The 16901-nt window shown below is 47.7% G+C and carries 13 protein-coding genes; 10 read left to right on the top strand and 3 right to left on the bottom strand.

Going from position 1 to position 16901, the window contains the following annotated elements; genetic code table 11:
* The first annotated feature begins 17 nt into the window (after nt 1-17).
* From rsgA to spoVM, 4 genes are all read left to right on the top strand, one after another.
* Nucleotides 18-926: a ribosome small subunit-dependent GTPase A gene (gene rsgA, locus MHI48_RS20615; protein WP_017687455.1), complete on the top strand. Its 909-nt coding sequence runs from the start codon at nt 18-20 to the stop codon at nt 924-926.
* Between the two features lies 1 nt (nt 927).
* Nucleotides 928-1587 carry a ribulose-phosphate 3-epimerase gene (rpe, locus tag MHI48_RS20610; protein WP_017687456.1) on the top strand — a complete coding sequence of 220 codons (660 nt, stop codon included), beginning with the start codon at nt 928-930 and terminating at the stop codon, nt 1585-1587.
* A gap of 3 nt (nt 1588-1590) precedes the next feature.
* Nucleotides 1591-1842, top strand: a complete 252-nt coding sequence (locus MHI48_RS20605) for a hypothetical protein (protein WP_036674901.1) — start codon at nt 1591-1593, stop codon at nt 1840-1842.
* A 167-nt stretch (nt 1843-2009) separates the two neighbouring features.
* Nucleotides 2010-2090, top strand: coding sequence for a stage V sporulation protein SpoVM (gene spoVM / locus MHI48_RS20600; protein WP_017687458.1), 81 nt, complete (start codon nt 2010-2012; stop codon nt 2088-2090).
* Nucleotides 2091-2284: 194 nt separating this feature from the next.
* Here the strand turns inward: spoVM and rpmB are convergent, their stop codons facing one another.
* Entirely contained in the window at nt 2285-2473 is a 189-nt protein-coding gene (gene rpmB / locus MHI48_RS20595) for a 50S ribosomal protein L28 (protein ID WP_017687459.1), read from the bottom strand.
* Between the two features lie 402 nt (nt 2474-2875).
* Here rpmB and MHI48_RS20590 point away from each other — a divergent pair, with 402 nt between their 5' ends.
* The 6 genes from MHI48_RS20590 to MHI48_RS20565 all read left to right on the top strand — a co-directional run bounded on the left by MHI48_RS20590 (nt 2876) and on the right by MHI48_RS20565 (nt 13343).
* Nucleotides 2876-3049, top strand: coding sequence for a hypothetical protein (locus MHI48_RS20590; RefSeq protein WP_155985128.1), 174 nt, complete (start codon nt 2876-2878; stop codon nt 3047-3049).
* 62 nt (nt 3050-3111) lie between these two features.
* Nucleotides 3112-4920, top strand: a complete 1809-nt coding sequence (locus MHI48_RS20585) for a DAK2 domain-containing protein (RefSeq protein WP_036674903.1) — start codon at nt 3112-3114, stop codon at nt 4918-4920.
* A gap of 28 nt (nt 4921-4948) precedes the next feature.
* On the top strand, nt 4949-5812 hold the full coding sequence (locus tag MHI48_RS20580; protein WP_405141626.1) for a DegV family protein: 864 nt from the start codon (nt 4949-4951) through the stop codon (nt 5810-5812).
* A 10-nt stretch (nt 5813-5822) separates the two neighbouring features.
* Nucleotides 5823-7868 (top strand): ATP-dependent DNA helicase RecG, encoded by a 2046-nt coding sequence (recG, locus tag MHI48_RS20575; RefSeq protein WP_405141624.1) that lies wholly within the window; start codon nt 5823-5825, stop codon nt 7866-7868.
* A gap of 115 nt (nt 7869-7983) precedes the next feature.
* The gene (locus tag MHI48_RS20570) at nt 7984-8271 is read left to right on the top strand and encodes a stage VI sporulation protein F (protein ID WP_405141622.1); all 288 of its coding nucleotides are present in this window, start codon (nt 7984-7986) and stop codon (nt 8269-8271) included.
* 614 nt (nt 8272-8885) lie between these two features.
* Nucleotides 8886-13343 carry a glycoside hydrolase family 3 C-terminal domain-containing protein gene (locus MHI48_RS20565; RefSeq protein WP_405141620.1) on the top strand — a complete coding sequence of 1486 codons (4458 nt, stop codon included), beginning with the start codon at nt 8886-8888 and terminating at the stop codon, nt 13341-13343.
* 33 nt (nt 13344-13376) lie between these two features.
* Here the strand turns inward: MHI48_RS20565 and MHI48_RS20560 are convergent, their stop codons facing one another.
* Both MHI48_RS20560 and MHI48_RS20555 read right to left on the bottom strand, forming a co-directional pair.
* Nucleotides 13377-14957: a response regulator gene (locus MHI48_RS20560; protein ID WP_405141618.1), complete on the bottom strand. Its 1581-nt coding sequence runs from the start codon at nt 14955-14957 to the stop codon at nt 13377-13379.
* Nucleotides 14958-14964: 7 nt separating this feature from the next.
* Entirely contained in the window at nt 14965-16773 is a 1809-nt protein-coding gene (locus tag MHI48_RS20555; protein WP_340028888.1) for a sensor histidine kinase, read from the bottom strand.
* Nucleotides 16774-16901 lie beyond the last annotated feature (128 nt).

Here is a 16901-nt window from a genome sequence, read left to right as displayed (position 1 = left end):
AGGAGGGCGTCGGAGCTATGCCAGAAGGTATCATCGTTAAAGCGCTAAGCGGTTACTATTATGTCATGCCAGTGGAAGACAACGGGGTTCCTTCGGTTGAAGGTTCCGCCGTTCAATGTCGAGCCAGAGGTATCTTCAGAAAGCGGGGAACATCACCGCTTGTAGGTGACCGCGTCAGCTACATGTTGACTGAGAACGGAGAAGGAACGGTTGATGAAATTCGGAAGCGTGAGACGGAACTTATCCGTCCTCCTGTAGCCAATGTAAGTTTGGCTGTTCTCGTGTTCTCTGTGAAGGAACCGGATATGAACCTGAACCTGTTGGACAAGTTCCTTGTTCACATCGAGCAGGCGGGGCTGGATGCACTCATTGTGTTGACCAAACTGGATTTGGCTGATCCAGCCAAAGACACTGTTGCTGAAGTGAAAGCATTGTATGAGCAGGTTGGTTATGAAGTGATCTCCACAAGTTCACGTACCGGTGAAGGCAGTGAATTGCTCAGAGACCGACTGGCTGGTAAGATCAGCGTATTCTCCGGACAATCCGGTGTAGGCAAGTCTTCGATGTTAAATGCATTGATGCCGGGCCTGACGCTGGAGACAAATGCGATCAGCATGCGTCTAGGACGAGGGAAACACACCACCAGGCACGTGGAGCTTATTCCGTTGGATAATGGTGGATTTGTTGCGGATACGCCGGGATTCAGCCAACTGGACTTTCTGGAGATCGGTGTGGAGGAACTCTCCACTTGTTTCCGGGAATTCGCCCAGTTTGCAGATCAGTGCAAATTCCGAGGTTGTACCCATACACATGAACCAGGCTGTCGTGTGCTTGCGGCCAAGGAAGAAGGTCTGATCTCCGAAAGCCGATATCAGCACTATGTGCTGTTCCTGACCGAAATGAAAGATAAGAAGCGGAGGTATTAACATGATTAAAATTGCCCCATCGATATTATCAGCTGATTTTGCCCGCCTTGGTGCGGAAGTTGCAGAAGCTCAAGCTGCAGGAGGAGACTGGATTCATGTTGACGTTATGGACGGTCATTTCGTCCCTAATATTACGCTTGGACCTGCGATTGTGAAGGCAATCGCTCCACATACAAGCTTGCCGCTCGATGTGCATTTGATGATTGAGAATCCGGAGCGTTATGTTGAGGAATTTGCCAAAGCGGGTGCAGCGGTAATTACCGTTCATGCTGAGGCTTGTGTGCATTTGCACCGCGTTATTCATTTAATTAAGGAGCAAGGAGTGAAGGCAGGAGTTGCCCTTAATCCGGGAACGCCAGCGTCTGCCATTCTCGAAGTTCTGGATGATGTGGACATGGTTCTTGTCATGACGGTCAATCCTGGCTTTGGCGGACAGGCATTCATCTCGGGTACGATGAACAAAATCAAGCAGATTCGTACTTGGTTAAACGAAAAGGGACGCCATGATGTACATATCGAAGTAGATGGCGGAATTGCTGCCGATACAGCCCCGCTTGTGGTGGAAGCTGGAGCAGATGTGCTCGTTGCCGGGAGTGCCGTATTTGGCCGTGAGGATCGTGCTGCCGCGATTACTGAAATACGCCGTAGCTACGGAGGCTGATCTATGAACCTCAAGGAGACACTGTGGACGATGGCTGCGAGTCTCGTGACGGGACTTGTGCTTGCTTTGTTTGCGGTTATTCAATCCCCGTTTAATGCCATCACGTCATTAATCGGGGTAGGCGTTGTTATTATGTATTTCCGCAAATTTGATCGTACGGGACATCGGGTTACTTTTGTCATTTTCGGCATACTGTATTATTTACTGAGTGTTTTCATGATCGCTGCCTATCAATATATTCCTGTCCAAACGTAAATGACCTGATCTTCGGGCTTGTCATTGTGGAATAGGGATCGAAGGTTCCGCATAAATATGGTTACATGAGCAGGTTTCTCATGTAGCCTTTTTTGTCGTGTTTGAGGTAAAGAAGGCCTGAAGCATAGGATACGGCGGACGCATGAGCATGATGGGGAGGGTGAATTATGAAATTTTACACATTCAAACTGCCGAAGTTTTTGGGAGGGTTTGTAAAGGCGATTCTTAATACGTTTCAAAAGCACTGATCCGATTGATAAGGTAACAGGGAATACCGCCGCTTTGGCTCAGGCTTATCTGGAATTCGTACCTGCGAAGCGCCATGCGGCGGCCATTCACATGTTAATGAGCGTATTCAAGAATCCCTTTTTTGAATACCAAAAAAGCACCTGCAAGGAACAAGGTGCTTTTTGCTTACCCGATTTATAGTAGCTTTGCGTGATTATACGCGAGTCACTTTACCGGCTTTCAGTGCACGGGTGCTTACGTATACACGTTTTGGTTTGCCGTCAACGAGAATGCGGACCTTCTGAACGTTTACGCCCCAAGTACGACGGTTACGGTTGTTAGCGTGGGATACGTGGTTACCGGTGCCCGGTTTCTTACCTGTCACATAACATTTGCGAGACATAGATTACACCTCCTATCCTAAAATAACCAGTTGCCTTCAGAAACGAAAAGTCATTCCATAAGGACTAAATTGTTCTTCCTGATCATAAAGATCAGGTTTCAGTAGCTAATGGCGTTGTTTAAGCCGGCATGAACCGGATCATTTCCATTACTTAACCTGCATAAAACAATACTTGAATATAATATCATAATTAAAAAAGCTTCGTCAACTGATCCAAAAACTTTATTTATTTCTCCTGTCTAATATAGTACAATGTTGAGTAGTCCATAATACAGTGGTGAACAGGCTGTTGCCGCGAGGAAGTCGGAGAATAAACCGTACTTAGAGGTCGGTGGTCTGCTTTTTTGGCAACGCTGTGAGCTGCGGCATTCCATCATTGGCACCAGTCTCCATGCGGCATTCATGCCGGCTCTTGATACCGGTGCATATCCGTATGCCCCGAAGTTAGGGGTGCAGAGAGTGCAGGATATTGGTAGCCCGGCCGCCCAGACCGTTAATCCGGCTGACATGTTGTATTGTATGCCTGTGCCGGACAAGGTATGGACGAAGAATAACGCAGTCCGCGTTAGCGCATGAACAGACCAGACACATCTTGGTGCAAGGTGTTCGTGTATCAAGCTAGGAAGGGGAATTCTCACTTGAGTATACGTTCTTTAAATGGAACAGATTTCACCGCAATGGTACTTGCCGGAGCGGAACAACTTGGACAGCATGCAGAGCACGTCAATTCCCTGAATGTTTTCCCTGTGCCGGATGGTGACACGGGAACGAACATGAATTTGACAATGAGTGCAGGAGTCGCAGAGATTAAAAGAAAAAGTTCTGCCTCCATCGGCGAAGCTGCCGGTATTCTATCGAAAGGCCTGCTTATGGGCGCACGGGGGAATTCAGGAGTTATTCTGTCGCAATTGTTCCGTGGTTTTAGTCGTTCAGCTGCTCCCTATGAGGAACTGAATACGCTCCAATTTGCAGCAGCCCTGCAGAACGGTGTTGACGCAGCTTACAAAGCAGTCGTAAAGCCCGTTGAAGGGACCATTCTTACCGTAGCCAAGGAAGCGGCGAAACATGCCAACTACTACGCAAGACGGACGAATGATATTACTGAATTAATGAATGAAGTTTTGTTAAAAGCAAAAGAAGCACTGGCAATGACTCCGGAATTACTGCCTGTACTGAAACAGGTTGGTGTTGTGGATTCAGGTGGTCAGGGGCTTGTATATATCTACGAGGGCTTTATGGAAGTATTGCTGCAAAGTGACGGAGGGAGTCGTACTTCACTGAACAAAGAAGTAACCCCATCCGTGGCAGCATCTGCTTTGAAACCGGCTGCACCGACAGCAGTGGATATCAAGAAGCCTGCACAGCAGGTGATTGCACCGGAGATGCCATTGTCTGCTCAGGCGAGACTGGAAACGGAAGATATTGAATTCCTGTATGATATGGAATTCTTCATTAATCGTGAGCTTGGAGAGAACGCAGGAGTGGCATTTGATGACGAAGCATTCCGGAAAGCGTTGTCAGTTAATGGGGATTCGATCATCATCATTGCCGATGATGAAGTCATCAAAGTTCATGTCCATTCCAAGACACCAGGCGATGTATTAAACTTGGCGCTGCATTATGGTGAGATTACACAGATTCATATTCTCAATATGCGTGAACAGCATCGGGATCTCCTGACAGCAGGCATGGACATTGCTCCATCACCTGAATTGTTTGCAGAGATTCCACCTGAGGCAGCGCGCAGTATGGAAGAGGCTGTGCTTCCTGCAGATGAGATGGCACCGTATGGTTTTATTGCGGTATCCTCCGGTGACGGTATTGCAGAGATTTTCCAAAGTCTTGGTGTTGATGTTGTTCTGTCCGGTGGACAGACGATGAATCCGAGTACTGAGGATTTTGTAAAAGCCGTTCGTTCCATTGCTGCGGAGCAGGTATTTATACTCCCGAATAACTCGAATATTGTACTGGCTGCCGAGCAGGCTCGTGAATTGCTTGAAGATGAGCGCCGGATTACGGTTATTCCAAGCAAGACCATTCCACAGGGAATGGCTGCTGCTTTTGCTTTCCAAGAAGATGAGTCTGCGGAAACAAACCGTGACCAAATGTTGGAGGCCATCAGCCGGGTACAGTCCGGTCAAGTGACTCATGCGGTTCGTGATACGCAATATGATGAATTAGATATTAAGGCGGGGCACTATATCGGTATTCATAACTCCAAAATTGTAGCGACGGATGAAACCATGCTTCAAGCATGTGAAGGTCTGCTCAAACAGATGATGGAGAGTGGAGATGAAGTGGTGACGATCCTTGAAGGGGAAGAAGCTGACCCTGAGGTTACTGCTGCCCTCGCTGCATGGCTTGAAGTACAGTATCCTGATGCTGAGGTAGAGGTACATCTTGGAGGACAGCCTGTGTATTATTATTTGTTCTCCGTAGAGTCCTAATAGCACTCTAGCGAAGAGGAGGAGAGTCATGAGCCACAAGGTTACGATAGTAACAGACAGTACGGCAGATATTCCCGAAGAACTCATTCGCAAATACGGGATTCATATTGTTCCGCTACGTGTTCTATTCGGTGAAGAGACCTATGCAGATGGCGTTGATCTGACTTCGGAACAGTTCTACGAAAAGTTGAAGAAGGTATCTGTGTTGCCTACAACCTCACAGCCATCTCCAACCGATTTCATGGATGTGTACCAAGCATTGCTTGATGAGAACCCGGAACGCCCGATTGTATCGATCCACCTGTCATCCGGCATGAGTGGTACCTATCAATCGGCCATGCTTGGCAAGTCTTTGCTGGAGCGTGAGGGTGACATCACCGTGCTGGATTCGAAGTCAGCTTCGTATGGATACGGTCTAATGGTAGTACAGGCTGCTGAACTTGCCGAACAGGGCAAGTCAGCAGTCGAAATCGCTGCTGCCATTGAAGGGATGCAACAATCTCGCAAGTTGTTCTTTCTTGTAGATACTTTGGAGTATCTGCAAAAGGGCGGTCGGATTGGCAAAGCTTCAGCCATCTTGGGAACGTTGCTTAACATTAAGCCGATCCTGTCTATTGATGAAGAAGGCGTTATCTACGCAGTTGAGAAAGTCAGAGGTCATAAAAAAGCAATGGCACGCATTATTGAGCTGTTCCAGAAGGATCTTGCAGGCAAACGGGTGAACCTGGCGGTAGGTCATACCGCTGACCCGGGATCAGCGATCGCTTGTGCAGAGCAGCTGCGGGGTCATTTTACACTGAATGAAGTGATCTATACCAATATTGGAGCCGTAATAGGCAGTCATGTTGGACCTGGTGTCATTGCGATCTTTATGTGGCCTGTTCCGGAATGAGGGATTAGACATGAAATTGGAAGAAATATCAGTTAAGCAAATTAACGGCGTGAGTGCTCTCAAAGAGGGAGAGCTTCACGCCTTTGGCATCTCTACTGTTAAAGACCTGCTTGAATATTATCCGTTCCGTTACGAGGATTATCGTCTGCGTTCACTTAGTGAAGTGAAGGATGGGGACAAGATTACGGTCCAGGGGCAGGTAATGGGTATTCCTGTATTACAACGATACGGTAAAAAGTCCCGTCTTACCTGTAAGATCATGACGGAAGAGTGGATGATTACAGCCACCTGGTTCAACCGCCATTTCCTCAAAGAACAACTTACCCCCAATCGGGAGATTGTGATTACGGGAAAATGGGAACAAAAACGCATGCAGATGACCGTGACTGACTCGGAGTTCCCCGATAAAGGCGATGGGCGTTCAGGTACACTCCAACCTGTATATTCGGTAACTGGCAAGCTGACGCAACAATGGATGCGGAAAACGATCAATCAGGGGTTAATCCAATTCGGAGATATGATTCCTGAGATTCTGCCTCAGTCCTTGATGAAGAAATACAGCTTGATGCCTCGTAAACAAGCGATTGCGGGAATTCATCGTCCACAGGACAACCGGGAAGGTCAGCAGGCCAGACAGCGGATGGTGTATGAAGAGCTGTTTCTGTTCCAGTTGAAAATGCAGGCGTATCGCGCGCTCAACCGAAATCGCATGGATGGTGTAGTGCATACCACGGACAATACGACGATTCGTGAGTTTGTACGCAGTTTACCTTTTGAACTGACAGATGCTCAGAAAAAGGTGGAGCTTGAAATTCTGCATGATATGCGTTCGCCCTATGCAATGAATCGGTTATTGCAGGGTGATGTAGGCTCGGGTAAAACGGTTATTGCGGCAATTGCACTATACACGACTGTTCGATCTGGGTTCCAAGGGGCTCTGATGGTGCCTACAGAGATTCTGGCGGAGCAGCATATGCGCTCACTGCAAAAGCTGTTTGAACCGTTTGGGGTAACCGTAGGGCTGTTAACGGGCAGTGTAAATGGACGCAAACGCAAAGATCTGATCGCCTCGTTGCAAATGGGCATGATTGATATCGTGGTGGGTACACACGCCCTGATTCAGGAAGATGTTTTCTTCCGTGATCTGGGTCTTGTGGTGACGGACGAGCAGCATCGCTTCGGGGTGAATCAGCGCAGCGTTTTACGACGCAAAGGATATAATCCGGATGTGTTAACGATGACGGCTACGCCAATTCCGCGGACACTTGCGATTACGGCTTTTGGGGATATTGAAGTATCCACGATCTCGGAACGTCCGAAGGGACGGATTCCCATCTCTACGTATTGGGTTAAACACGATATGATGGAGCGGGTGCTCGGTTTTATCTCCAGAGAAGTGGATCAGGGCCGTCAGGCCTATCTGATCTGTCCGCTCATTGAAGAGTCGGAGAAGCTGGATGTGCAGAATGCCATTGATTTACATGTGCAGATGCAGCAGAACTTTCCGGAATATCGTGTAGGTCTGCTGCATGGCCGGATGACGGCTGCGGAGAAAGAAGAGATGATGCGGGACTTCTACAGCAATGATATTCAGTTGCTTGTCTCCACCACCGTTGTCGAGGTTGGGGTCGATGTGCCAAATGCCACGTTGATGGTCATTATGGACGCGGACCGCTTCGGTCTCTCCCAGCTGCATCAGCTTCGTGGTCGGGTCGGTCGTGGTGCGCATGCTTCCTATTGTGTACTCATTGCTGATCCCAAGACGGAGGTTGGACAGGAACGCATGAAGGTCATGACGGAAACGGAGGATGGATTCGAGGTATCCCGGCGGGATCTGGATCTCCGGGGTCCGGGGGATTTCTTTGGTACCAAACAGAGCGGATTACCCGAGTTCCGTCTTGCCGATATGGTTGCCGATTTTGCTGTGCTCGAACAAGCCAGAGATGACGTGACCCACTTAATTGAGGATGCGACCTTCTGGACCTCCATGGACTATGCACCTCTGCGTGATTTCCTACAGCAACAGCAAGTATTCAAGGGTGATTTGATTGACTAGAGCTTGCCATAATAGCGAGTTTTTCGTATTACCTTTGTAAAAAAAGACAAGTGTACAAGCCCTCCCGACATATGAATAAGAAGTGAGTTCATTCTTTTGGGAGGTGCTATGTGTTTTGGGTTATCAACAATATGGAATTAGTCCGCAGCTGGTGGAGCGGATCAAATTAAAGATGAAAAATCCCGCTGTCAAAGAGCGTATCAAAAAGTTGATTGATGGCGTGACCAAGTCTGATTTGCAAGATAAGGGCAAGGTCAGAAGGTTGGTCAAGTCTTCGGCAGTTATTATGAATGAGAATTTCTCTCCGGCGCAGGAGGAGCAGTTTGTTGCTTTTGTGCTCGCGCAGAAGATTGATCCGAACAATACGTTTCATTTGATTAAGCTGTGGGGGATGTTTAGGTAGGGATTCGATGTAATGTTGGGTGGGATAAAACATTCGTTTACACGAGAGCACTACGATGACAGAATAACCTTCCGAGCGCTGTTATCCCCGGATTTTCTGATTGACCCTTTCCAAGGGTAAAATCCGGTGATAAAGGCGCACGCTTCGCTTCTTTAGGTTATTTCTGTCCTCTCCGTTATTGTGTAAATTGATTTATTTTACAAAACCAAATTACATCGAATGTTTATGAAGTAATTTTAGATGGGGTGTTCCATAAGTCAGGAAGATGACTTATGGAACGCCCTTTTGATTGTTATAACTAGAGACAAGCCTTGTGGCATTACTTGGTTGAACATTCGTTGTAGTTATCGAAATGACCCATGACCTGGCTTGTGTTACCGCAAAAACAAAATTTTTCATTGAGTAGTTTTGTTGGTTAAATCAAGCATCTTAGTACAGTGATGGGTGGAGTATGAGGCTTATATTTAATATGAATCCAAATTTATCCTTTAACAATACATAACCGTAATATCTAAAAATACTGTACCTCAACCCATAAACAAAATGTACCATTCCTCCAACTATAATGAGTGAGTACCGAATTGTAAGCGATTACAAATAGGGGAGGGTTAACATTGACTTTGACTAGAGGTTTCAAGCAGAAGATTAGCGGTAAAGTGATTGCCGTCATCACCGTGGTCAGTCTGACATGGGGGTCCTGGGGAGCGACGCCACTATCAGCATCTACGACAAGTACTTTAAAGTTCCAAACTCAGCAGGGAGGTGTCTTTGACGGGATGCCATTATTTGATGGCGTGCCAGAGCATCTGGATGCATACGTAGACACCTATTTCGAATACACTGGCCTCGAAGGCCCAGCCGTTTATGTGACGGGTTCGCGAAACCATTACACATTGAAGCAGGGGAAACATGCGGGCAAGGTCATTCCCGGTGCGTTATCTGCTGCAGATAATGTTCAGGGTGTCTCGACCGATTTCCCTGCTCTGATCGGCATGGGACAGAGCTGGAACAAAGAGCTTTTGTCCGATATCGGTGAAGTGATGGGGAATGAGAAAATCAGCAAATTAAAGGTCAAGCAGGGCGAATCCAACATTCATGGGGGCAATGATCCTTCCCTCAGCGTGGCGTTCAGTGTGGTCAGTGATATGCGTATCAATCCACTTAGCGGTCGCTTCGATGAAGGGTTCTCTGAAGATCCCAATATGGCCGGAGTCTTGATCGACAAGATGGCTTCGGGTCTTAGCGGAATTGATCAGTCCACCAGCGAAGATGGATTCTGGATGAGGGCAGCGGTGGGGACAAAGCATTACTCCGTATATAACGCTCAGTGGTTCAGGCAGACAGCGAATAACAGTGCAAGCGCGCGTTCATTGTTTGAGTACCAAACCAGAGCCGCGCTCCCTGGATTTGAATCAGGTGCGCTGGCGGGCACAATGACATCTTATGGCCGGACTAACGGCATTCCAAACATCCTTTCCCCGCTACAATTATTAGCCAATTTGGACGCCAAATATGGCGTATACAGCTCGCCCGATTTCAATGGAGATGCAATTGTATCCAACGCGAACCAACTCGGAAATGGATATGACGACCGCTATGCCGTGGACCGCGGTCATGCAACCGTTCTCATGGCGCTTGCTCAGGCGAATGCGGGTCGGCCGTCAGGGACGACACCTGCGGATGTGACCGATCTGGTGGCGCTCGTAGAGCAAGGGGAATATGGAATCACCGAGGAAGAACTTATAGAAGCAGCCAGACCACATGTAAACCAGCTGGTACGTTTGGGGATTTTTAATGAAACTGATGAGCAGGGCATACCGAAAAACTATCCTTTTGCCCAGGAAGCAAGGGATGTCAGGACGTCTCCGCCTTCCGATTATAACCAAGTGAACCATCAGGAAATAGCACTTCAAGCGGCACAGGAGAGCGTTGTTTTGTTGAAAAATGATGGCACACTTCCGCTGGAAAAAGGAAATGACGCTGCTGTTTCTGGGGTGTATGCCGACGCACGCTTCAAGACGACGTATTCAGTTGGCGCGACACCTGCGCTGGAAAACGCCGGTGAATCTCCACTGCTCTCAATCATTAAAATGAATGGCAGCAATAACGTAAACTATGCCCCAGGAAATGAAGTCATTGCACTAACCTCTAAAGCGAATCAACAAACGGTCACAGCGGACGTGTATAGTCCAAATGCAGGCACGGAGGGAGCTCAGCTCATCACAACGTCGGATGCCCCAGATGAGACCAGTTTCTCCCACTTGTTCCGAGTGTACGATTGGGGTCAGGCGGGTTCAAGTTTATTGTCGCTGTATAACCAGCGTTGGGTGACTTCCCCTGCGACAAATCATGCAGCAGTTGGCAATACGGATCGTACCAGCCTCAATCTGACGAACAATGATTGGAACCTTCCTGAGATGATGGGTGATACGAGTGCCATACCCCCAACATTACGAATGGAAACGAACGAGGATGGCTCAATGTCTATTGTTACCAATGGGTACCGTACAGGATTCTCTGGTGACTTTACCAACTGGTATTATGCCAACGGACGTTTTATCAAGGTAGATGATACTGGTAAGCTCGTGACTACATCATCTCCACTGGGAAGCAAGGATAATGCTGCGAATCGCCCGGACGAGGTGAAGTTTGAGAAGGCCGTGGTGAAGAACGTGGGCGAAGAGGCGGTAGCAAGAGCCACGGAAGACGATTACGCCATCGTCTTTGTCGGAGCAATTCCACGACATAGCGCAGGAGAAGGTAACGACCGGTCTACCCTCGATATGGGCGAGGCAGATTATGAACTGGTCGACAAAGTATCTGCTGCCTTTGCAACCCAGGGTAAGAAAACCGTTGTCGTGGTTAAATCGAGCTTCCCTGTAAACATGGAGCGCATTCAGAACAACCCTAACGTCTCGGCGATCGTTTACCAGCCATATGGCGGTCAATACGATTCGTATGCTCTGGCCCAGGTATTGTACGGAGATTACGCGCCGACAGGCCGCCTGACGTCCACATGGTATGCAGGCATGGATGCTTTTCCATCTATTAGTTCTTATGTCGTACCAGAAGGGAATTCTACTGGTCTTGACGACATCGACCCCCGATTTACGGTTGATATGACGAATGCAGACCCCATTGAATCTGAGTTGACTTATATGTATACAGATGCCAAGGTGACCTATCCGTTTGGTTACGGGTTATCATATGCTGATTTTACGTACGATTCCCTGACCGTACCGTCTTCTGTAACGGGAGATGAACCATTCACGGTGTCGGTCCGCGTAACCAATACAGGAGACGTAGCCACTTCCGAGGTTGTGCAGCTGTACACCCGTAACAGCAACTCTGCATACGGCGCACATGCACCTAAAAAGAAGCTGGTTTCATTTGAGAAGATTCATCTCACTCCGGGTGAAACAAAAGAAGTCCTGTTGCAAGTTGATCCACAAACGTTGGCATTATGGGATGTGAATCGGAGTGAATGGATTGTTGAACAGGGCAGTTATGAATTCATGATTGGGACCTCGGCAGCGGATGCAGACGTGCAAGTATCGAAGGCATTAAGCATTGGTGATAAGTCGATTGCGACCTTACCTCTTACCCAACCCATAAATGTATTTGACCATGCGTTTGCTTCAAATGAAGTCGTTTACCACGAAGTGTCCAAGGAACGCACGGCAGCTCAATTAAAAGCCAAAGCGATTGTTGGAGGTTATTACGCAGTTCGGTCCAAACAAAATGGATCGTGGATCGCGTTGCCTAAGGCTGACCTGACAGGTGCACAGAAGGTTAAGGCAACTGTCGCATCTAATGTGCAAGGTGGCACGATCTCGTTGCATGCGGATGCACTCGATACCGCACCGCTTGCTGTATGGAACGTACCGGTGACAGAACCTATCTCCTACAAGATTAGCAATGCTAACGTAACGGTCAAGGAATTAGGGTACGTTGACGTAGATGCGGATATTTCTGCTGCCGTGAGCGGCGTACATGATCTGTATCTGGTGTTTCATGAATCGGATCTTCGGATTGACAGTTTGTCATTTACGTTGAAAGAGCCGGGAACAAATCCAGGAAATCCAGGAACAAATCCAGGAACAAATCCTGATTCGCCAAGCACGCCTGGATCAGGTAGTGTTGGAACTCCTGTTAAGCCACCAGCATCCGGGTCCGAGACTGAAGGCGAAACGGATTCGGAGGGCAATGTTTCTGCTGTCGTGACCGTGCAAACGGGGGATGTTGCTGATCAAGCTAAGGCAGCAAGTATCCGTTCATCTGGCATCCGGGTTATCGGCGATCCATGGAATGTATCCATCAAAGATAAGCAGAACACGTATGTCATTGCAGCGCTGCCTGTTAACGATGTCGTAGCTGCAAACTCCACAACAATCGCATACGTTGGGGAAGGAGGACAACTTACGCCGGTGCCTGGCGTGTTGACCAAAGACACAAACGGAAACAAGGTATGGAAAGTACTGCTAAACCAAGGAGGAACGTACGTTGCGATTCACTCGCTCCGCGAATTTGTTGATGTTAAGCCTTCAGCCTGGTATGCCAAAGATATAGCCAAAGCCAACAGCTTGCTGTTGATCAATGGCGTATCGGAACGCCGCATGCAACCCCAAGGAACGACAACATCAGCCCAAACGTTGATGGCTGCATTGAATGCGTTAGGAATTGAGCCGGGGGGAGCGGCAGCAAACAAGAAATGGTTTGATCCGATTTTGCGAGCCTCCAAGGAATATGGCCTGATGGAAGAAGGGCAGTACCTGCCAAATGCCCCAATGTCACGTGAGGACATGGCAATGGTGCTCGTTCGTGCGTTGAACTTGTCTGGAGTGGATACGAAACTGCCGGAAGCAGAGGTTGAATCATGGCTGGAAGATTTTAAGGATCAGGTCCAGCTGACACCAAATAACCGGGCAGTCATGGCAACGGCCATTCAGCTTGGTATATTCCAAGGTACGCCGGATAAACTGTTACAACCACAGAGCACCCTTACACGGGCACAACTTGCAACTGTTATTGTCCGTGTGCATGACCGGATAATAGAACGGCTGGATCACTAAGAACCAGAACAACGAAAACAAGGAACTGGGCCATCATACATGGCCTGGTTCCTTGTTGTTTGCGGTGAAGGATTTGTGTTGCTTTCGGTATTCCTCTGGAGTCCAACCGGTCAATTTTTTAAACACCCGAAAAAAATATTTTGGATTGTCGTAACCCAACTGTTTGGCAACCCGGTAGATTTTATCGTCTGTGCTCGTTAAGAGCTGCTTGGCTTGCCTGATCCGTAGTCTGTTTACGTAATCAGTAAAGTTCTCGGATGTCTTTTCTTTAAATAAATGACTGAGGTAACTCGGGTTCAGGTAGAACAGGGACGATACCCATTCCAGCGTTAAATCCTTGGTATAGTGATTATCGATATATGTCCTGACGTTGTCGATCACTTGATCTGATGCATAGGGGTTGTCTTCCTTAAGCAGAAGAGCTGTTCCCGTCAGCACCTTTACCATGTAATGCCTAATGCACTCCATATCGAACGAGACGTTCAGGACGGCCTCCAAGCTGGAAGAGGCGCTACTGTTACCTCCGTTCTGGATATAGTTACTCAGCAGCCGTTTGGTTTCCGTGATAATGTCTCTGCACTGCTCTTTCAGGTGGGCAAGCAAAGCGTCAGGCTGGCGTATGTAGAAAGCAAAGAAATCGGTGATGAGCTCTTCCACCTTCGGCACATTCCCGCTCTCTATAAAAAATAACAGTTCATATGTTCGAGCCCACTTCAGTTGATGTAAAGGAAATTGCTCCCGTGAAAATACGTAACATTTGCCAAAATCGGTAATGGCTCGTTCGTCCAACGCAAGGATCGTTTGATGATGAGCTTCTCGGACCCCACCAATGCCTGTATGAGGCAAGCTGATCCCCACACAACAATCCGTAGTTTCAGATTTGGTCAAAATGATACTCGCAGTTTGTTCCGCCATTTTCTGCAAATCAAGCTGGCCTGAGCAATCCAGATCATGCATCAGGAAAAACAGTACTTGATCCGTTTGTGGATGAGGAATGTACAGGCCATTCGAAAAGGTAGGTAGTTGCTGTGCTGTAAGCGGTTGAGGACCATAAATCGTCAATAAAATGAACTGGTCAGATGCCATGATGGCGGCAAATTCCGCAGAGCGGAACACAGGTGTTTTGATGGAAGAATGGGGAGCCAGCACATAATTCAGGAAGGCTTGCATGTCTGCATCCCTTTTCATCTGCTCCGTTTCTACTTCTCTTAGAACGACTTCCCGCTGAAGAGAGCGCTCCTGTTCGATGGCATGGATGGCTTGGTGAAGCGTACCGTGGATCTCATCCCGGCTAAAAGGCTTCAGCAGGTAATTTACAACTTTCGCAGAGATGGCCTCCTGCATATAATCAAAATCGGCATGTCCGCTAATGACAATTAACTTGATACGCGGATATTGCTGGCATACTGTCCTGATCAACAGCTTGCCGTCGACCTCAGGCATGCGCATGTCCGTAAAGATAATGTCCGGCTTGAACGATTCAATCAAAGCCAAGGCATCTGCCCCGTTATCTGCTTCGCCTAAGAGTTCAAGCGAGTGCTCAAAAGTCCCGATTTTTTTCAACAAACCTTTGCGGATCAAGGGTTCATCGTCCACAACGATATACGTGTACATCTCTTGGTCACCTCTTTTCCCAATTGGCCGGAATTTCGAGTGTAATTCGAGTTCCTGTATTCAAATCGGTATGAAACGAAAGGCCGTAACCCTCTCCGTAATACAAAGCAATTCGTGAATGCACGTTTTTGATGCCGATGCTTTGTTTATGCCTTTGACCAACGGCGACGAATTCAGGTGGCTGCTGGAGCAATTGTCGAAGTTCTTCCGCTTGTGTTGAGGACATGCCCACGCCATCGTCCCAGATCTCGAACACGATGCTGTCCCCCTGAAACAAACCGGTAATGGTAACGGAACCCTTCCCACGTTTGTTCTCCAACCCGTGATAGATGGCATTTTCCACGAGTGGTTGCAACAGAAGTTTCAGCATGCGACGACTCCGAATTTCCGGGTCTACATTAAGGTTGAACGCGAACTTGTCACCATACCGAATCTGCTGGATGGCCATGTAGTTTTCTACATGTTGAAGTTCTTCGCTGACCGCGACCAGCTCGCTGTCCGTTTTGATGCTGTAGCGGAACATGTCCCCGAGTGACTTGGTCATCACCACAATACTCTCAACTTCTTCGATCTCGGCAATGCTATTAATCGACTCCAGCGTATTGTAGAGGAAATGGGAGTTGATTTGTGCTTCCAATGCCTTCATCTGGGAGTCCAGCATGAGGATTTTATTCTGGTAACTCTCTCGGATATGTGTATCGATATCTTTCATCATTTTGTTGAACTCATGGTAAAGGATGCCTATTTCATCGACTTGCCTCGTTACTTGAGGCTTGATGGTCACAAAACGATGAGATTTGGTTTTGCGCATCAGCTTGGTCAATTCGATGATGGGTTTGGTGATCAGGTTGGACAAGAAAAAGGAAAGTAGAAGGAAAATGACTGCACAGCTTACGGCCACGTATAACAGCAACTTTTGTGAGATGTTGTACTCCTCATACAGCCGATCCATAGAGATGTTGGCAATCACGTTCCAATTGCGGCCGGGAACTTTCTGGATTACCGTCATCATGTTATCTTGGATTGATTTGTACTGTGAACTGTTTCCGACTTGATGCGTTGCCGCAGCCAGAGTATCGGAGAGAGGAGTGCCAACTCTACTTCCGTCGCTGGAGTACAGGATCTCGCCAGCGTCGTTCGCCAGATATAGATTGGACAAGCTTGGTGCCGGATTACGTTTTAGACCGTCAAAAATGTTCATACTGCAATCCAGCATAAACACGCCTAGGAACTCGTTGTTGTTGGGATCGTAGAGGGCTCTGGAGAAGCCAATGGATTCCTTGGCGTTAATGATGTAAGGTTTGACGCCAACTTCACCAATATACAAATCGCCTTTGCGCTGGATCGTATCCAGATACCATTCATCGCGAAGTGCGACATAATCGAGGCGTAGGTCTGTGCCGCTACTGCCATAGCTTATCCATTTGCCATCAGGTGTGAAAAGGTACAAACCATTGATGTAATTGTAACCAAGCAGAATGTTTTCAAAGATCAATTTCAATTTGCTGCGAATCATGAAGATTTCATATTGATCGTTGGTACCGTTCAACTTGATTAGTTCATCACTCACAGTGCTGTAAGCGGTTGCATTGGAAGACTGCTGAAGGAGTGTGACAGAGATCCGGTCGATGTTCTGCAAAATTTCCTCCATGCTCTTGACCGAATTGCCTATAGTTGTCGACGTCACGAGAGAGGTCTGCTCATTCACCAGCTTCGTGTAACTGCGATAGGAACTGACAGAAACAACGATAATTGGCACGATTGATACGAGGACGAGGACCAGAAAAAGTTTAGTTTTGATGTTGAACAGAATCATACGTGCTCCTCCCGCCATTTGTCAATTCTAAAAATAGTGCACCATACGAGCCAAAGCAAATGCACTTTTGCCCACCGTATGATGAGAATGTGCACAAAGCAAGAATAAACATGAATTGGGGGAATGAC

It is taken from the genome of Paenibacillus sp. FSL H7-0942 (assembly GCF_045040715.1).
Lineage (GTDB): Bacteria > Bacillota > Bacilli > Paenibacillales > Paenibacillaceae > Paenibacillus > Paenibacillus amylolyticus.
Note: the sequence above shows the minus strand (reverse complement) of the source record. Positions and strands in the feature narration are given on the sequence as shown.